The sequence below is a fragment of the Pontiella agarivorans genome (genome assembly GCF_034531395.1).
GTDB lineage: Bacteria > Verrucomicrobiota > Kiritimatiellia > Kiritimatiellales > Pontiellaceae > Pontiella > Pontiella agarivorans.
Genome location: NZ_JARVCO010000002.1, coordinates 139,609 through 159,674, shown reverse-complemented (window position 1 = coordinate 159,674; position 20,066 = coordinate 139,609). Strand labels below are relative to the sequence as shown.

Sequence of the window (20,066 nt, the reverse complement as noted above, 5' to 3'; positions counted from 1 at the left end):
TCAGATTTTTCGTATACAGCCGCGCCTTGTCATTCAAGCCGGAAAACTTGCGCTTTTCCCAAGCGGGATGGATCCGAACGTTTTTTCAAGCTATCGCAACACACTCCTAAAGCAGTTATCGGATGGATATTTCGTCAATGCATAGGCCTGCTTCAGTGAGAGGTTCCAGACGAATGCGGTTGGCACCGCGCTCCACTTGAATTGGAACCTTCACAACACTCCACTTCTGACCCACTTTATCGCTGTTTGGAAGCAGCAGGTTTTTGCTCACCGTTTCACCGTTCATCATGACTTTTATCCGGTGGCCTTTCCCTTTCGCTGCAACTCCCCCATAGCGGATAACCAGACTGCCGTCGCCTGAATCGCCGTCGTTCTCATAGTACCATTGTACAAAAGCGCCGGGAGTGCCGTTGAATTTAATAAAACCCTCTCCGCGAAACTGACCTTTCGACACGATGGATGCCCCGTTCAATTCCGCCCGTTCAGCCTGTTCTCCTGCAGGAACCGATGATCCCTGCACGCTGCTTTTCCAAACCATACCCACATCGGATGCGAAACGTTCTTCCAGCACCTGTACCGGTTTCCCGTTTAGCACCACCAGTGCTTTGACGGTGGTACCCGGCTGAACCGTAAAGGCCCCTTTATAGGGAGACGACTGCTCAGTCGGTTCTGAACCATCGGTCGTATAAAAGATTTCAATGGAGGTTGCCGGTAATTTTCCACGCAGGGCAATCAGTTTGGAATCGATGCTCACCCGATTCGAGTATACGAGCTTCCGTTCCCCCAGAATACTGCTTGCCAGCACGGCAATATCGCCGTTTTCACCAGATGCTTCAACAAAGGCACGGGTTAACCCGAAAAAGGCCCGGCGGTTATCCACCCCCTGATGCTTTTCAATATCGACCGGGCTGCCGTTTCCAAGCGCACGAATTCGGCCGGGACCGATGACATGGAACCAGGTACGGTTTTCACCATAGGGATAAAAGATTCCCTGTTCATCCTGCGCCGCCACACGCAGCTGAACAATATCTTTCCCATTTTCCGCAAGCGGCTCCCCGTCGACCGACAGCGCAAGCTTCGCCGGTGCCCCGGCTGTCTGCATGGTTTTTTCGATTTTGACATTTCCGTTGCTGCGCGCAACAGCCTTAAGCTCGCCCGGCTCCCAGCCGACCATCCACTGACACGCCATTTTATCGTGCGTTTTTCCGGGATTCTGTATCCCCAGCGATTTACCGTTCAAAAACAATTCAACTTCATCACAGTTGGAATATACCTGAACCGGAATCTTGGTTCCGGGTTTTATTGCCGGATGAGTCCAGTGCGGCAGAATATGAACCATCGGTTTTTCTGTCCACTGACTTTGGTACATGTAATACAGATCCTTCTCAAAATTCGCCAAATCAACCGCGCCGCCGGAGAAAGATTTAAACGGCCAGCCGCCGTGGTATTTTGCTTCCCCCAGATAATCGTAACCGCACCAGCGAAATGAGCCGGCAAAGCGTGGAATATCGCGAATCATTTCAACGTTATGGCGCGAAGTCAGGCGCACCGTTGCGTTGTCATAACTGGAAAAGAAAATGTGCTTCGGGTGCGCTCGGTCTGCTTCATCGATCCAATCGTAGGTAAAGACTTCCTCATCCGTCAGGTCCGGATAATAATGCGGATTGTGCCGCGTGCTGGGATAGCCGTTCCGGTACCACGTTTTTGTGCGGTAGTAACCGCGCACCTGAAAAGTATGGGTATTCTCCGTCCCGACAAAAGGCTGGTCGGTTTCAAGCGTATCAAAAAAGCCCAGTTTCTCACTGCCGCCGTTGGCTCCGAACACATCCATCACTTCATGCGCGGAATGCCCGGAGGTGACCAACCGGGTAGGATCCAGCTCATGGCAGCGCTCCACCAGCTTCCGCCCCATCTCTTCTCCCTTGGTTTCGTTGCCGACACTCCAGATGATAATCGACGGGTGATTGCGGTCGCGCAGGATCCAGTCGGTCAGGTCCCGGTCCCACCACTCAGCAAAAGCATGAGCACCGTAATCATGTTCCGCCTTCTGGTACCAGCCGTCAAAAATCTCATCCATGACCAATAAACCGAGTTCATCGCACATATCATAAAACTCAGGCGTCATCGGATTATGCGCCGTACGGATGGCGTTGCAGCCCATGGCCTTCATCTGTTCCAAGCGGTAGCGAATAATCTTCTCCGGCACTGCCGCGCCTAAAGGCCCTGCATCCTGATGGTTGCAGACGCCGCGCAGTTTCACATTTTTTCCATTCAGCCAGAAGCCCGTCTCCGCCTTCCATTCAACCACCCGGATACCTACCCGGGTATCCACCTGATCAACAACCCGTCCTCCGGACTTCACCAAAGTCCGCAGCGTATAAAGATTCGGATTTTCCACACTCCAAAGTTTCGGTTGCTCGATTTCCAGCGTCTGGAAACCTTCCGCAACCTTTTTCCCATCCTTGGAAAAAAGCTGATGAGAGACTTCGGCACGGGGATCACCGACCACCTCGGTACTGACCTGAACCGTGGCTTTAGCTTCATCGACTTCCAACGTTCGGAAAAAAATGCCGCCGCGCGCCACATGCACCTTGTCCTTGATATTCAACCAGGTATTGGCGTAAATCCCGCTTCCCGTATACCAGCGGGCGGATGGCTGTTTTTCGTTATCCACACGGACCGCAAAGGTTATACTGTTGGCGCTGTCCACCAAATCACTGATATCATAAGCGAAGGAGCTCCAGCCGTAGGGACGGTCGCCAAGTTTCCTGCCGTTTGCCCAGACCGTGCTGTTCATGCAGACCCCGTCAAATGCGATTTCAACATATTTGCCCTTCCACTCGGGCTTTACCGGGATGGTTTTCCGGTACCACCCAATGCCGGCCGGCAGATAGCCGCAGGCATCGGCCATCGGGTTGGACGCGTCATACTCGCCCTCAATACTCCAATCATGCGGGACATCAAGCGTACGCCATGCGGAATCGCTGAAAGACAGCGATTCGCCTCCGGCAACATCCTGCTGAATAAATTTCCACCCTTCATTTAATGACAATTGAACGGCGTGTGACTGCAACGAGCAACTCAACAACAAACCCGCTGTTATGATCCATCTTTTCATTTTTATCATCCCCATACTCACCCGGAAAGTCCGCTGTTTTTCTGCACAACCACTCCGCGGCAACGGCCCTTCTGCTCCACTTTCATCGTATCTTCAAAACCCTTGAACGTGTTATTTTCAATCACCGCGTCTCTGCAGTAGTCCAAATCAACGGCGGGCAGTTCACACCCGTTCGGATAGTCTTTACTCAGCTCGATGATGTTCCCGGAAAGAACCAGACCTTTTACAGTTGAAGCATGGGCCAGCAGCCCGTTGTAGCTCTTGATTTTATTGTTGGTAAACCGAATGTTCCAGTGATACTGGTCATCACCGTGGTGTTGTTCCGGCAGATACAGCGGCGCAGCGTATAGCGGATAATGCTCCCCTGTTCCATACCCTATATTCTCAAACACATTGTTGTTGATGGTAACATCGCGAACGCCGCCGGATTCGTACCAGGCCTTGTTATCCCCTTCGATCAGAATGCCATGCATCTGAGATGAGAAATAATTATTTTCGATCAGCACCCGGCCCTTGGTTGTAATCAAGGCACTGCGTGCGCGGTTGTCCCGGATAATGTTATTTCTCATGATCACATCCGGATACCACGTGATGTTTTCCATTGAGAGCGGCCCCGAAGGAATTTTCTCCGGAACATCCGCAACGGTGATTGAGAGGTACGATTCATCAAGAATTTCAACCTGTTCAACGGTCGTTTCATATAGCGGAAGTACCGTTTCCCGCGACGTGATTGCAACCCGGTCGCCCGGCTCACAGAAAACCAACCCTTTCTGCTGACGATGGCTGATTTCGCAGAGGAATGTTTTATTCCCCTGGTATTCATTGACCTTGATGTAGGCCCCGTGAACATTAATTCCATCATCCGCCATGTGCTCCAGCCGGCAGTTTTCAAGTTTCACAAGTCCCTTGCAACCGAGGAAATGGGTCGCATCAGCGCGGGTGGCGAGCGTGCGGCCATCGGCCGAAGTAACCACAAATCCGTTCAGATGAACATTTTCAGCACGCTCGGCAATCAGCGCCATTCCCCCGCCCGCAAGCACGGTAACGTTTTCGATATAGGTATCTTTAGAGCGGTCAATGTGAATCGCCTGGGCCAGGCGGTTTGTCGGCCCGTTGCCATAGGTACACAATACGGCTCCGATCGGCGGGGCCTCTCTGGTTGCATTCTTCAGTTCCACCCGGTTTTCTCCGACCTTTTTGGCGCGGGCCCTTTTACGATTCAGCATATAACGCCGCGTATCCCAATAAGGAGCCCCCGTTTTCGGATCGTACGGGATATTCTGACCGAGCTGATCCTGCCAGCTGCGGTGTCCCAGCCACAACTCGCCATCTCTGACTTCAAAACCATATTTCATGGGGCTGATTTCAGCAACAAAGGTATTCGCAGCTTCGTTGCGTTCAACCACCTTGAGTTCATGATGAAAAGGCGTATCCCAGTCGATGGTGAAATTTTTCAGAGTTACCCCGGATGAACCGTCCAGAGTAATCGGGCAGATGCGTCCATGAAACAGAAACGTTGAACCGCCGCCATCGAGCGTAAAATCCGAGAATCCGAACAGCGGAAAGGCCAGGCGCTTTAAGCTGTTGTCGTGATTGGTCACAGCACGGTATTTTTCGACCGCGTTCTCGGGCTTGAACTCATAAACCCCTTTCGGGAAGTAGAGCGTAACGCCCTTCTTCCCTTTCACGGCTTCCAGCAAACGGTTGACATCGGCGCTGACATCCCGCCCCGGAACAATCCCATGGTCGGCCACATTCACAACTTTCGGCGAACTGCCCCCCGCCCAGACCTGGGCGGAGAAGAGCGTTAATGCCGCAACCATAAAGCGGCGCTGTTTCATCATTTTCATATTCATTTCTCCAGCAACCCCGAAGTCTTTTAATTCGTTTCCAGATCAGGACGCGGCGAATCAATCTCGCGTTTGAGGATCTTCGCCATCTGCCTGACTTTTTCCGGATATTCGGCCGACAGTTCATGCCGCTCCTCGTTATCCTCCAGAATGTTATACAACTGATACTCTCCGGTTCTATTGTCCTCAATCAGTTTAAAACCGTCCTTCATGATCAGAGCACTGCCGCCCATAATTCTATGGCGGTTATGCACAACCACATAGTCGTGACTTTTCGTCTGCGGCTTACCCAGCATAGTCGGCAGATAAGAAATCCCATCCTTGCCCCGCGGAACTTCAATGCCGCCAAGATCAGCAACCGTTGCAAGAAAGTCATAATGCACGGTCAGCAGTTTTGTTTTCTGTCCTGCTGAAATTTTTCCCGGCCAGCGGGCAAACAACGGACACTGCATGCCGCCCTGATATCCGGAACGCTTCAGGCCCGCACGACCGCCGGCACCATTGAACACATCGTCAACCTCGGAAGTGCGGAACTTATGATCCAGCAAATCATACCGTTCTCCATCCGGCGTTTTCTGTTTTTTATAGTCCATGAACGGTCCCGAATACATTTCGTGCCCGTTATCGGAGGCAAAGAAAACGATGGTATTCTCGTCGAGCCCCTGCGTTCTCAGCTCGTCCATAATCCGTCCGACATGGTTATCCAGAAACTTAACCATGGTGGCATACTTTTTTTCCGAAAGATCGAGACGTTTATCATTGATATAATCTTCGTGAATATAAGGAACGGCCGACGGTCCATGCGGTAACTGGGAAGGATGATAAATAAAGAACGGTTTCACCTTCTTTCCCGCTCGAACGGCTTCGCCATGCTCCCGGATATAAGTCAGCAGACTCTCCACAAACACATCCGGACAATACGTTTTTCCGAACTTGCCGACCGGCTCGTCCATACCGTCCTGACTGGCTTTTCCACAGTTAGGATACGGATTCCCCTCAAGCTCCACCTTTTCGCCGTCGCGCCAGATATAGGGCGGATAGAAGCCGTGACAACGGACATGCGAATAAAGTCCCTCATAGTGGTCCCAGCCGAACCGTTTTACCCGTTCATGCCAAGTCAGGAATCCCCGATCAAGCTTGCCAAACTGGGCGGTTTTATACCCTGCCTGCCGGGCCACCTCGGCCAGAAACACCTCGTTGTCTGCAATGGGATGCGCCTTTGCTTTCAGTTCCGCAAACTGCTTCTGAAATTCCTCTTCAGTAATTTCCCCTGAGTCACGTTTAATCAGCAATCCGGCCCGGTTATTTTCCAGCCCGCCGATGCGCCCGTCATGCATGCCGGTCATCAGCATCCAACGGGCGGGAGCGCAAAAAACGCCGCCATAATAATTTTCAAAGGAAATGCCCTCATCGGCTAACCGGTCGATATGCGGTGTTTTAACGATCTTCTGCCCATTGCAGCTCAGCATTCCGGGGCCGAGATCATCGGCCAAAATCAGGATAATATTCGGACGCTCCGCTGCGGGATCGGCAAACGCCCCCATGGCAACTGCAAGAACACTGACAGCCATTGCAAACAAATGTATTTTCATATTACTTCCTTTCTTTCATCGATCGGGTCAGCTCTTCAACCGTTTTGCCTTTACAGTCAAGGCGAACGGTAATTTTTGATTTCGGCGTAAGCTGCACCTTTCCCGTCTTCAATTTCACATCAATCTTTTCAAAAGGATTCAGTGCAGGCACAGCACCGGATGCCACCTCCCGGTCATCCACGATCACCGTAACAACAGCCGATTCTGAAGCAACCTGACCGAAATTCTGCACCTCCACGTTTGCGGTTTTCCCTTTAAAAACCGGAAGACGTGCGGAAAGAATCGGCTCAAGATAGTCAATGCCCGGAAGACGCGTCCATCCGAACAGCATTTTTCCTTCTTTATTTTTTCCGAGCAGCTTTCCTGCAAAATTTTCCTCTGAAAAACCGTTTCCTTTTGCATCAAAAACAAGAACCAGGTCATCCCCTTGTTTTCTGCTTTTGACCACTCTGCAACCGCGCCCGAAGTTAACCTCGGATGAGGCTCCGAAACGCAGCGAGTCCAGGTCCAGATCGGTATGGGGATTAAAGTCGTCTTCCGCCTGAACCTTTACCCGTATGGTTTTGGTCTCGGCGGTAATGGGTTCTTTATTCATCACGGTAAGCAGACGACCAACCGTCATGGGAATCACAATCAGCTTTGAATTATGCTTATCGTTGGGCAGATCGCTGTGTTTCAACACATCAATAACTGCAAAATTTGCGGCAAACGGGCGCCCATATTCATCCTGAACCACGCGAATTCGTTCGAACTTAAACCAATCTTCTTTGGTTCCATTTTCATTGACGGCAATCCCCGGCATATAGGCCTCACCCGGCTCCACCACCCAGTTGACCCCATCCCTGGAACGCTGGTGCCAGGCAATCCGGCCCGCCCAGTCATTCACGATCAGGTGATATTGAATGTGGTCCTTCCAGACCAGCGGATCTTCAAACCGCCCGGGAACTTTCGGATAGACGATTTCCGGCGAAACCCGATAATACGTATCAATACCGTCTTTGCTGAACCAAGCCTGTCCGTGGCGGTTCAGCATATAGAAGGAGCCATCCTCCCGTTTGATAAAGGTATTGTTATGAAGATAATTTTTCTGTTTTGTATTTTTCCGATCACGACTGTCGTACTCCACCTCAACTTCAGTCCACGGACCGTTCACGGAATCCGCAGTGTACCAGCCGTCAATAATGTAGAGCATGTACTGCCCCGATTGCGTGCGGTAATAGGTTGGGTTATGCCCCGGACCGATCACCTGCGTCACCTCAAACGGACCATACGGCGAGTCGGACACCGCATGCGCGACTTCTGAATCGAACCACGACATGTGTCCTTTCGGTGCGTCTTCCGGCCAGCGCGCCACCATCAGGTGAAACTTTCCATCCTCTTCCAGCATCGTATTTCCACCCCAGTAGGACCACTCAGGATCTTCGATGCCATTGCGTACTTCGCGCGGAACCACGTTTGTTTCACCCCACGTATCCGAAGTCATTCCTCCCAGATCCGGCATCGGCAGAAAGCGATCCGCAAACCGCCCGCCGAAAACAAGGTTTTTCCATTCCGCAGGCCGTTCCCGCTCAACAACGTGTTTCTTTTTTTCCATGCCGTTCGCCGTCACGGCGGCAATCCCGACAGACAGGCCGACTAAAATATTGATTCGTGCATATGTGCTCATTGCTTATTTTCCTTATCACTCAGTAATCCAAAGGAGATTCCGGAGGCAGCGGAATACTGTTTTGTTTACGCCAGCCGGTCAGCTCCCGGAGCAGCTTCTGTGCGACTTCCGGATGTTCTGCGGCCAGATTATGGGTTTCCGCCGGGTCTTTCTCTAAATTATACAACTCAAGCGATCCATCCTTGAGGAACTGAATCAATTTGAAATTATTCTTACGAATCACCGAACAGGTTCCATGATGGAACCGGCTGGCCAAATGCCAGAATAACGGACGCTCCTGCAAGTTCCGGGGTTCACCGGTGAACAATCCGACAATGGAATCTCCATCCAGCACTCCGTTGTATTTTATTCCGGCAACCTCCATAAACGTCGGGAAATAATCCAGTCCGCTAATCGGGGTTTTGGAACGCCGGGGTTTGATTTTCCCGGGCCAGTTCATAAACGTAGGCACACGAATCCCCCCTTCGTATATCCAGCCTTTTTTACCTCTCAGCGTTTTGTTGGCTCCGACATTTTGTCCGTTGTCCGAACTGAACAGAATCAATGTATTTTCACGCAGGTTATTCCGTTCCAGATAATCCGCAATACGTCCGATATTGTCGTCGAGCGATTCAATCATGCTGGCATATTCAGCACTCTTGAGTTTATCTTTCGGCTTGGCCTGCATGCCCTGTCCGGTTACCGGATCACCGGATTTATTCACATACTTTTCAACCAGCTCCGGGCTGCGGCCGCGAATCGGGCGATGCACGGTATAATAGTGCAGATTAACAAAGAACGGCTCGTCTTTGTGCTCATCCATAAAATCAATCGCCTCGGTCGTCAAATGATCGGTCAACCACTTATCTTTCGGATTTTTCTGGTCCATGAACGGATTATTAAACGGAGCAAAATAGCCGCCGGTCTCGCCCTTATAGCCGTCGATTTCCAATGCCGGATCGCCACGATATGTGCCCCCGATATTTTTCAGATAACCGCGACCCCGGGGATAGTATTTCGCGCAGGCCTCGGACTTGTGATAGGCCGCCCAGCTATAATCCCAGGGATCCGGCTGATCCAGTTTTTCACTGCGCGGCCAGGTTCCTTCCATCTCTTCCTTCGGATACGGTCCGACAAGATGCCATTTGCCGAGATGAATGGATTTGTAGCCCGAATCCGCCAGCGGCTGACTGTACATGGTATGCTCTTCGCCAACGGTCCAGCGGGAAAAAATATTTTCCTGATCACTCCCCCGCTCCAGAACCGGCACCGTATAGACTCCGGTGCGAAACGATTGTTTTCCGGTCGCAATGGCAGTGCGCGACGGAGAACAGGTTGGATACATGTAGGAATTCTCAAGCACCAGCCCTTCCCCGGCCAACCGGTCAATATTGGGCGTTTCGTAATAAGTGGACCCGTTGAATCCCACATCCGCGTACCCCAGATCATCGACTAAAACAAATATAATATTCGGCTTTGCATGGCCGAAAGACGATACGGAGACGGTCAGCGCCAACGTACATAAAGCGGTTAATTTGGACATATCTTATTTCCTGTTTGTAATACCGTTCCTGCAGATATTCCTGTGGAACATATGATAAAATTGAAACACAGGCACAGCGCGATGAGCGAACTATGGAAGTTGCAGTTGTCATTACACCGAAACTACAAGATCTTGTAGCCCGCATCGCATCGACCCTGCAGGGGTCTGCCACCGCGCGCACAGAAGGCGGGCTCGAATCAATCAACCATACCGACAAACCACTCCGCAAAGCAGAAACAGACAATCAAAAAGCGCAGTGCCGAAGCACTGCGCTTATCAAAACAATGGAGATTCGGGATTCCAGGATAAGAGGAGGGAAACCTGTCACCCGAATCTCCATTGAAAATTAAATGGAGCAACAGAACGCAGCCGGAATCCGACAGCGCTCTTCCATTATCGCCCTCACATCATGAATCGGCGGCGAATAAAGAGCACTCCCACCCCCATTGCAACAACCATACCCAGCGTGGCCGGTTCCGGAATAACCGTAACCGTGCTGCCACTGCCGGCAACCCAATCACCAAATCCTGCGGTCGTCAGGTCAGCAGCCGTATACGTTCCGTTGGCAACGGTAGTGCCCCCGAAAGAAAGTGCTTGCACTGTAAAGTCATTACTGGTTCCCAGATCCAACCGTACTGAAACATCTCCAGTAGCTTGATTCTCAAGCGCAAGTCCAAATGTTCCAGCAGCAGATGTATCCCCTAGAATTTGTAGGTCAAATGTGTCGGCACCACTGCCGCCGCCATCCGTTGTAAAGAGAATATTACCGGTATAACCTGTCATATCCATCCCCATGCCTAATGCAAACTCATCCCCGCTATCATTTGCATCCGTGTCCTGTAAAATCGTTAAATTCCCGTTACCGGTCAGTGTTGCAGTCCCATCGCCTTTAATAATCCCTGACCGTCTAACCGTCACCAGTGAGTCCGATATAACCGCGAGATTTGCGTCCACAGTATATTCCTGCCCCCTGGCACCCTGCAGCGTTCCTCCAGCGAGAGTCATATTTTCAAACTGAACATGGTCAAAGTTCCCCGAACCCGTGACCGTCGTACCGGATTGAACAACATACGTTCCGTAATACGTCTTATTTTTCTGCCAGCTATGGTCATATCCAGCAGAATTCCATGTGTCTGAATTTGCGTTCGTTGGACTGTTCACGCCATCCCATGTAGCAGCGGCATCAAGAACTCCATCCGCAGAAGAAGTGATCACAGCCGCCTGCGCACCTACGCCAATGGCGAATAAGGCTGCACCTATAATCCATTTGTTCATATTTCATTCTCCTATCTTTATTTTCAATCGCCTGCGTGCGGTGTTGACCACTCGACAGGACATCCAACGATTACATTGGACGGTACAAATGAAAGCATGTAAGGGATTGAAACGCGAACTATGGAAATTGCAGTTGTGAAAGCCCCTTCACTACAAAATGCTATAGCACCTCTGTCTAAATGAACACATCGCCTCACCAGCAGCGCAGCCCGTGTTCCGTCCCGGTTCCAATCATTGGAATTGTGCAGCATCAGCAACGGCCAAACAGACCGCTCGAAAAAAGGCACGGACCCTTAAATACGGGATATGAACAAGAAACGAACCGCGGCACACCTGCAGTCTCGCCTGATTTCGACACGCTCAGCATACCACCGAGATGCCGTCACCTGTACGGCACACGTTAATCAATCAGTTTCTGACGGAAAGCTTCCCCGATGGCCCCGGCGGTGGAATGCACCTGAAGCTTTTCGTAGACGCTGCGCAGGTGATAATCGACAGTGGCCACTGCGATATGCAGCTTGTGCGCCACTTTCTTTCGACTTTCGCCGTCAGCCAACAGACGTAAAATTTCAGTTTCGCGTTCGCTCAGTTCAACCTTGGAGCTTTTAGGTGCCATGGAACGGACAGTATCAAGGACATACGAGGCCACTTCACGACTCAGCGGCACCCCGCCATCCAAGACCTGATGAATGCCCTGAAGAATCTCCTCGATCGAGTCGCTCTTTACCAGATACCCATTGGCACCGGCACAAATGGCATCAAAAACCGACTTTCGGTCAGATGAGCTGGTCAGCACGAGAACATTCAATTCCGGATAATGATGCTTCAAGGCAGTTGCAGCTTCAATTCCGTTGATACCCGGCAGATGGAGATCCAGCAGAATGAGATCCGGCAGGTCGGTCCGGCTTAACTTGACCAATGCTTTTTCATAGGAACCGAAACTCTCAACGCGGGTGATGCGATCGTCCAGCTCCAGGTGGCACACCATCGCTTCGCGGTAATGCTTTTCATCCTCCACCAGCCAGATGCTTACGGCTTTATTCTCTTTAGACATGGTTCAATCCTCAACCTAGATTTTCAGTTTCAACTTCAGTTCAGTACCTTCTCCCGGACTGGACTCAATCGTCAATTCACCTTTTATCTGCATCGCCCGGCGCTGCATGCTTTCGAGGCCCAAATGTCGGCGCTTATCTTTTCCATTCAGGGAAAGATCCTCAAAAATAAATCCTGCTCCATTATCCCAAACCGTCACGACCAGCCCCGGTTTACTCCATCGAATCCGAACCTCAATTTTTGTGGCCCCGGAATGCTGTGTTGCATTGTGCACGGCCTCCCGGAAAATCAACAAGACATTTCGTTTCACCTGAATGGAAATAGTCGACTCCGGAATTTCGTAGGATGGAGAACGATCGAGTTTCAAAATCGAAGGCGGCACCATAGCCTCCGCTATTTCGGCCAGTTTCTGAACCACATCCCGAAGGGTATCGGTATTATTATTGGTAAACCATAATACATCCCGCAAAGACTGCTGCATTTCCTTGGCAATCACCTCAATCCTCCGGTTGCTTTCAATCGCCCGGGGATCAGATGCGGTCTTTCTCACCAGGCTCGCATACAGATTAATGGCCCCGACCTTGCTTCCGATTTCATCATGCAGATCTTCGGTAATCTGCTGTCGTAACTGCTTTGCGTGACGCCTGCGAAGGACAATAGCCCCTAAAGCCACCAGAACGGCCCCCAAAACAACAATCACCAGAATCACAATAAACACCGACCGCAGGAAGCCATTCCAGCGCGCCTGAAACAGCCTTTCATTCATGGAAAGTCGGCTCAGCTCTTTGGTCAATTTATGTTTCTGTTCCAACTGTTTAAGCCAGTCGAACAAAAACATGATGGGCTGTCCCCCTGCTTTCCCGTCCCACAGCAACGCAGCATTCTCTTCAGTTCCCGGCGGAAATCCTTCAAAATTGACCTGCTGAATGGGAAAAACTTCACCGCTCCGATAAACGTTGATTTCCCCCAGAGCAAATGTATTGGCCCCATAATGCCGGGGCAGTTTATCAATAATAAATCGAATCCAGCGCCCCGCTTCAGATCGCCCCTCAAGCCGCACCACATTATTTCCCGGATTTCCACCTTCCCAGGCGGTTTCAAGTTCAATGGTTTTCCCTCGTTTCCCGTTTTGCAACTCCGGAACCATCTCCATATTGATTTTCCCGGGAAAACCATATCCGGGAATCAGAATTCCCTCAGGCGATTTTGCAGGAAACAGTGTCACCCACCCCAGTCGACGGTTCTGTCCGAGATCGATTTCAAGAACGATAGGTTTCTTGGGCGGACGATCAAAAGCCACCGAAAAATCTTCGGAGGTACCACTTGCAATACCGCTGGTTCTGCGGGCCGTCGGCAATCCCAGACTGGTTTTATGATCGGTGAGATATCCCTTCCCCCAATAGGGCCGCGCTTCATAAACCGTTTTTGCCTCCACATTGACTGAGCGGAAGATTTCCTGACGAACCACCCCCATAAATTCATCCAGAGCAAAAACCTCTTTCTGCCCTTCCCGGCTGCCCCGAAACACCTCAACACGGAAACGGTTACTGCGGGGATCCGGCATTTTTATGACCATCGGCATGCGGCCAGGATCGGGACAATCTTCCGTCATCCACTCCCGCGCAATCCGCGATGATCCATCGTGAAAAACCTGAAGCACACGGAATCTTTTCGGAAATCCATAGCCGCGGGAATCATCAAAACGGCGATCAATAGCCGGTACCAGCACCACCTCTTCCACACGTGCTCCGGACTGAAACTCAATATCGAGCATCCAGCGGGGTTCCTCCGGCAGTTTATCCAAAGCGGGAAGATACCCGCCATGATACCCGTACGCATTCAACTGCAGCGATTCCTGCACTACCGGAAGCGTTTTTATTTCCGATTTAATTTCAGCTTTCCGAGCAGCAATCTCTTTCAGCTTTCCGGGAATCGAAAGCAGAAAGGGCGGCTCCTGCTCAAGAGGTCCTTCAGATGAAACCGTCTGAATGGCTGTTTCATAAACAACGTTTTCTTCCTGACCGACCGCCCCTCTCTTTTTCTGGGCTTTAAACTTTTCCAGCGTTTGGAACCCTTTCCCGACCGAACAGCGGATGTTATCCATCTCGAAACCTTCATCCCCGGAGAGATCAGAATCAGAACCGAAGCCGATAAACAATCCGTCATCCAGCATGGTCTCGGCTTTTCGAGAAGTGGAATATCCCTGCCAGACCGCAGCGGTCACCGTATTGGAAACCATAACCGAGTTTATAACAAACGGAGCTCGATCATACCGGCTCACGGTATAGGTGACATTCAGCGCGTCGCTTTCTGTGTCCGCATCGTCCCGTCCCAGATGATGAACGCCAATATCATTCAAATCGATATGCAGATCCGCCGCCCAATAGCTTACCGGCTTCAGAGCAATACCCAGATAACCATCCGGACTGGCGCGCCCGGCAATCCGCGGAGTTTGCATCAATTTAAAACCCAAACGCCGATTCCGGTAAAAAGTGCCCCCCCAATGCCCGATTTTTACCGGAAATTCATCCCTGGCCGAGGACTCCGGCTTCGTCACCAGACATTCGAGCAAATTCATTCCCGTCCGGGTATTTCTGAAAAAAAGACGGCAATCAAAATTCAGGCGCAACTCCTGCCCCGGTTCCAGCCGGGGAATCTTACGGTTCAGCCCCTGCCCCACCCAGTTGACATCCCCAGTCCCCCCATGGGCGGTAAACCCCGGGCGATGCTCAAGATATCGATTGCCCGGATCGGCGGGATTTTCGACCACATGAGCAAATCCCCAATTGATAATCGGCACCCCCCCATATCGGGAGTCCCACCGACTCAGAGGGTGATCCTGAAAATCGATATCAAACAGGACCTTTTCCGATACTTCATTCGTTACCGCATGACATACACAGACCAGCAGCACCGCCGCAACGATGCCTCCTGCCTTTAAATGATCCGTAAAATTCCAGATTCTCATCCTGCTTGAAAAGTAACCATTTCAAAGGTCTGTTTACGAAAGAATACTTGGAGTTTATGCTTCAGGCTTAAAGCTCCGGCTCAGTACTCACATAGCTTTGAATAGCGGCCAGCCCTTTAATTTCCCGGTAATCCCCCCGGGTCAGACTGGCAACCTTCGCAAAACGTTCTTCTTTTCCATCATCCGAATTTTCAGCTACAAAATGAATCACATTCACCGAAAAATCGCTCTTTTTCATATTTCCAAGTCGGCGGGTAAGCAACTGACTTTTTGAACGCTGCTCTTTCCAGACATTGGAAAGTGCTTCCACAATTTCCCGCGGCGTATAGTCCTGATATGTATTTTTCGGAGACAGATCTTCACCGGGCAGATAGGCTTTAACCAAACCCCGGTCTCCGCCGGTGACCACCCGCGGCGGCTGTCCCTTCTTTCGCCGGACATTGTTTTCCTTCTTGTGCAAAGCCTTTGCCTTGGTTACGGCCTTTTTCCACCGGGCCTGTTTATTTTCATCCCACGCTCCGGCATCAGCCGTTTTATAGCGCAGTTTACCCCAGCGACAGGAGAGCACAAAAAAGACATCCGCCTGTTGCTGCATACCCTGCATGGTCGGGCGCACCCATTCGCCGACACCGCTCTGCAGCGGGTCAACCTTTGTATCAATACGAATCGAATTTTCGCGCGAAGCCAGCGTTTTGGGGCCGTAATCTCTATCCCCCATATTTTTAGAAACGGCATTCAGCGGAGCCAGCCACTCCTTCACCTTTTCCACATTGCCCGGCGTTGCCGGCACCATATCCGGAAACAGCATATAATCCCCACCGCCATAAACCGCAATATTGAAAATCACAGCCGAGTTCAATTCCTCAAGAATCCGTACCAGCTCATTCTTGATAATCGTATAGGCCGGAATTCCACCGATCCCATCGGTCATCATATGCCCCGAAGCATCCAGTACAATGAACACTTTTTCGCCCCGGCCTTTAACCCCGAATAATTCGAATTCGGGCATGGAAAAACCGATGCTCCCCGTTCCACCCAGCCCATTGCCGACCGCATTTCCAAGCCCTCCTTTAACCCCTGCAATTTCGGGCATCCGGATCTCCGGAACACTCGCCAGCTTCGGCTTCACAACAATGCGTTTGCGCAGCTTCGGCTTTTGGATCTTCTTTTTCTTAATATTCACCGGAACCTGCAGTTTTTTCAACGGCATCTTAGGGCGTTGAACGGGCTTCGCCTCGAATTTCTGCTCGTCTTTCTGGATCACCGTGACCGCAACAAAAGAGAGTGCAACGACAATTAAAACCGCATGAATGCCAAGACTGATCATTGCGGCACTGGACTTGGCGTGTTTCGCAAAGAAACCTTTTTTTGATGATTTAAACATTGCAGTTCAGCTCCTTGCACAATCGTGCCGCTTCAGACACACAGAGGTATCCAGAAAGAAAATCATTACGACCGGTTTGACGGGCCCACCCCATCACCGGAAAAACCAATTGAGCATTAAAAACCGAAGGATTAAATAAGGCAAAATATGAGTATTGTAGTTCTGCATACTCCATTCGCTAGTAGATTTTGTAGTGCGCCCGAACCCGTACGCTGCACCGTCGATCAGTTTTCATTCCGGTTCTTCATCCGCCCATGAACCAAGGTCGTTTTTACACAGAAAACCCCGCCGGATACCGACGGGGTTTTCGAACCCGCACCCCTCAATTCAGGGCGCGGTAATTGAACCGCTTACTCGGTGATGATGAGTTTGAAGAACTCCCTCGGAATACCCGCAGTCGGAATGGTATTGGTGACAGCATCGAAGTTTGCCCCGATTCCGTTCGTAGACCAGCTCGGGCCATATCCGTCTTCAGTATAATCAACCCCCTCTGTCAGCTCAACGAATCCAGGCGCAATGGTCAGATTATTATCGCTGGCAATGCTGTAAGTCGGCCGAAGCTCTGTGTCCGGCAGTCGGGGATAGATATAGATAAAGTTTCCATTTTCATCCACTTCCGTGCGACGAACCTGAAGACCACTCTTGGATCCATCGGCAGGATCACCGCCCAATCCCCATTCACTCACATTGTCTACTCCGTCGCCGTCATAGTCATTCGTGGCTGCGGCATCTTCATTATAGAGACCATAGTCAAACATGGCGCTCTGGAAATCCGAAGCCCGATCCTGGATAACCAATGAAAAGTACGCTGTGGATTTATTGCCGGTGTCCGTATTTTTCCCGCGCAAGATGCCGACAGCATCCACCCGGTCAAACGTAACAGTTGCAAAGGAACCATCACTCACATCCACATAATCATCGCCCGCTTCAGGAGTGGAGAAAACGGCCCAGGTCTCTGTAGCCATGTCAATCGACTGCTCATCATTGTTGCTGGTCGTTTTACTGGCATACCACGTTCCGTTGTTCCTGATAGCAGCCCGGGTGTTTCCTCCCCAGGTACCTGCATACATGATAAACGTTCCGACAGAGGCATCGACGGCAGTGTCGATCTGAACATAGTCCAGGCTCGCATTGATTCCACCGTTATTGTTCCTGTAGCGGATTCGGTCATTTCCGTTTTTATTCCAAAACGTAGTTGTAGCCACGGGTATCTCTGTTTCCTCCTGGAGCCATCCATAGATAAGCGGCGAAGCACTCGTATTGTATCCATCATCGATTTTGGACGCTTCCACCTTGGATCCCTCAAAGCCGTTTCCGGTTTTCAAGGTGATTCCATTCGAAGATACTCCCGAATAGGTCTGCGAGATGGTTTTGTTATAGTTCAGCGTGCCATTGCCGCCGGCCGCGCTCCAGAACATGCCGTCTACCTGAGCTGTAACCAGCGCACGGTTTGCCACCATGTTACTGAATTCACTCTCACCGGTCGGGAACACACTTTTAATCTTATAGGCATATACCCGCAGATTTTCCAATCCCGTATCCACGAAGCCCGCCGTCGTTACATTGGTGTACAACACGAAGTCTTCCGGATCTGTACCGGTCGATGAACGGTAAACATTGAATCCTCCGGTTTCATCGCCTTTTGATCCCCAGGACACGTTAAGTTCCAGGTTCCCCTGGGTAACACTGCTAATGGTCGGTTCAGTAACCGGAACCGGGCTCGTGTCAGCATGCGTCACCGTCACACGGTCCACAGCAATATCAACCAGCTCCATACCCGGGATCCGGTGCGACATCGCAAAGTGGGCTACACCGGCATTATACATTTCGGTCGGCTCATTGTTGGCATATTGAAGAGTCGCCGTGTTCGTTGAAATACCTTCCACGGTAACAGTGAGCTCTGCGTTATAATTACCGCCCAAGGTTTTGCGGATGCTCCAGTCATACTCAATAAGGTCCGTCTCAAAGTCCGGAATATTCGTGGATGCCGGATCCCAGCCGAGATCTTCCGCCGCCACGTTAATCAGATCCGTCTGACCAATAAACCTTGCGTTCAATCCAATGCGCAAGTTGCCGCCCGGTGTCAGCCAGGTGGTAATCACGGCATTGTGACTTTCTAAATGACTGATCCCCTTTTCTTCAACATCCGACGTAACACCGAAGTTGAGAATAACGCCTTCCTCTGCAAGGACGGAATCTGCAGTGATCTTGAAATCAAAGTCGCCGCTCCAGATTGCGCCAACCGCATTCGTACTGTAGTCCTTCCAGTAAACCGAAGCCTCGTTTGTGCTTGCGGCGCTTGCAACGGCAGTCGCAAACCCGTTTCCTGCAGTATCAACAGTGAAAGCACCACTGCGCGAATTCCTGTTTGCACGCCAGCCGGTTTGATTGGCCAGATCACCATTCGCATAGATCGCACTATTCGTGAAGGTGGTATCGATAAACGTACCGGTGACCTCCACGATTTGATCGGGAGTCGCTTCAACCGGATCGGAATCCGCAGAAAGCGCACCTGCTTTTGCGGTGATTTTATAGAAATACGTATTTCCGTTAACGAGGCTTTGCGTATCCGAGAAAACATTGGTCGTAATGTCCGCTCCGCCGGTCAATGTCGTGTACGTGCCATCAATGCTATCCGAACGCTTTACATCGTAAGCCGTGGCTTCAACTACATCATCCCAGGAAAGAAAAACAGCGGCATCGTTCCCCGCAGCAACAACCGAACCAAATTGTAAAACTGCCGGGGCATTGCTTTCCACCGATACAGTTAAGCTATCAATCGCTGTGGTCACATAGTTATCATTCGTATAACTTGAATTTTCAGCCTGCAGCAGAAAACGCGGATTCGTCACCTCATTCCAGAAGATGGATTCGTTCAGATATTGGATTTTCTCCATACTGTTGGTCTCCATCGTATCCAGATTAATGATCGATGCCGTAAACGCGTAGACATTGGACACTGCGGTTTTTCGATAGATCCATGTCAGGCGAAGATCATCGGTGGTTGTGGCGGATGTATTATTCGTGGCACCGATAAATGCATCACTTACCTGCAACGGGTTATTCCACGCATCGGCATCCCTGACGCCAACCCGGAGAGCACCAGTGTTTCTAAGTCTCAATTGTATCCCCAGATCGCTTTGACCAATATCCAGTTCATTGGTTTCCGTATTGCCTTCACCCAATGTAAAGAGCTGTTTATCGAATGTATCAGGACCATATTCCGCAGTTCTGGTGAACGAAAAATCAACCGAACCCGTCCATTTATGGCCTATGTCATTTCCAACCGAGGCCCCCGTAAAATAAACCGCACGTGTGCCGTTTGTGATTTCCGGAAAAGTGCCTGTCGTTGTTGCCACACCGCCCCCCAGAGTAAAGGCATCTCCCGGTGTATTTTCCACTTTGGACCAGTCCGCATCTACGGTTGCGAGATCACCGCTGCCGGTATTAAAATCGGCGTTTATATATGGCGCCGACCATGTTGTTGATAGTACCCCCATACTTATCAGCAGGGTAAAAACAGCTCTTTTTCCTCTCATTATCCCTTCTCCTTATTTTTTTTCGTCCTGCCTGCCACTGCGCCACCGGGCCCAGCCAGACCTCTGACTACTAGCTATACTATGTAAACCCAGGACAGG

General features: G+C 50.8%; 11 protein-coding genes. 1 reads left to right on the top strand and 10 read right to left on the bottom strand.

Annotated features, from left to right (window positions below; all coding sequences use genetic code 11):
* Nucleotides 1-115 precede the first annotated feature (115 nt).
* From P9H32_RS00485 to P9H32_RS00465, 5 genes are read right to left on the bottom strand one after another with little or no spacing between them, the layout of a single operon-like run.
* Nucleotides 116-3,118 (bottom strand): glycoside hydrolase family 2 TIM barrel-domain containing protein, encoded by a 3,003-nt coding sequence (locus P9H32_RS00485; protein WP_322606893.1) that lies wholly within the window; start codon nucleotides 3,116-3,118, stop codon nucleotides 116-118.
* 17 nt (nucleotides 3,119-3,135) lie between these two features.
* On the bottom strand, nucleotides 3,136-4,968 hold the full coding sequence (locus P9H32_RS00480; protein WP_322606892.1) for an alpha-1,3-galactosidase-related protein: 1,833 nt from the start codon (nucleotides 4,966-4,968) through the stop codon (nucleotides 3,136-3,138).
* Between the two features lie 29 nt (nucleotides 4,969-4,997).
* Nucleotides 4,998-6,560 carry an arylsulfatase gene (locus P9H32_RS00475; protein WP_322606891.1) on the bottom strand — a complete coding sequence of 521 codons (1,563 nt, stop codon included), beginning with the start codon at nucleotides 6,558-6,560 and terminating at the stop codon, nucleotides 4,998-5,000.
* A 1-nt stretch (nucleotide 6,561) separates the two neighbouring features.
* Nucleotides 6,562-8,226, bottom strand: coding sequence for a glycoside hydrolase family protein (locus P9H32_RS00470; RefSeq protein ID WP_322606890.1), 1,665 nt, complete (start codon nucleotides 8,224-8,226; stop codon nucleotides 6,562-6,564).
* Nucleotides 8,227-8,245: 19 nt separating this feature from the next.
* Nucleotides 8,246-9,748 (bottom strand): sulfatase, encoded by a 1,503-nt coding sequence (locus tag P9H32_RS00465; protein ID WP_322606889.1) that lies wholly within the window; start codon nucleotides 9,746-9,748, stop codon nucleotides 8,246-8,248.
* 92 nt (nucleotides 9,749-9,840) lie between these two features.
* On the opposite strand from P9H32_RS00465, the gene P9H32_RS00460 reads away from it, so the two are divergent.
* Nucleotides 9,841-10,098, top strand: a complete 258-nt coding sequence (locus P9H32_RS00460) for a hypothetical protein (RefSeq protein WP_322606888.1) — start codon at nucleotides 9,841-9,843, stop codon at nucleotides 10,096-10,098.
* 52 nt (nucleotides 10,099-10,150) lie between these two features.
* On the opposite strand, the gene P9H32_RS00455 is transcribed toward P9H32_RS00460, so the two are convergent.
* From P9H32_RS00455 to P9H32_RS00435, 5 genes are all read right to left on the bottom strand, one after another.
* Entirely contained in the window at nucleotides 10,151-11,023 is an 873-nt protein-coding gene (locus P9H32_RS00455; protein ID WP_322606887.1) for a PEP-CTERM sorting domain-containing protein, read from the bottom strand.
* A 400-nt stretch (nucleotides 11,024-11,423) separates the two neighbouring features.
* On the bottom strand, nucleotides 11,424-12,077 hold the full coding sequence (locus P9H32_RS00450) for a response regulator transcription factor (RefSeq protein WP_322606886.1): 654 nt from the start codon (nucleotides 12,075-12,077) through the stop codon (nucleotides 11,424-11,426).
* A gap of 15 nt (nucleotides 12,078-12,092) precedes the next feature.
* Nucleotides 12,093-15,044 (bottom strand): sensor histidine kinase, encoded by a 2,952-nt coding sequence (locus tag P9H32_RS00445; RefSeq protein WP_322606885.1) that lies wholly within the window; start codon nucleotides 15,042-15,044, stop codon nucleotides 12,093-12,095.
* Between the two features lie 67 nt (nucleotides 15,045-15,111).
* Nucleotides 15,112-16,428, bottom strand: a complete 1,317-nt coding sequence (locus P9H32_RS00440; RefSeq protein ID WP_322606884.1) for a vWA domain-containing protein — start codon at nucleotides 16,426-16,428, stop codon at nucleotides 15,112-15,114.
* 350 nt (nucleotides 16,429-16,778) lie between these two features.
* On the bottom strand, nucleotides 16,779-19,967 hold the full coding sequence (locus P9H32_RS00435) for a fibronectin type III domain-containing protein (RefSeq protein WP_322606883.1): 3,189 nt from the start codon (nucleotides 19,965-19,967) through the stop codon (nucleotides 16,779-16,781).
* Between the last annotated feature and the right edge of the window lie 99 nt (nucleotides 19,968-20,066).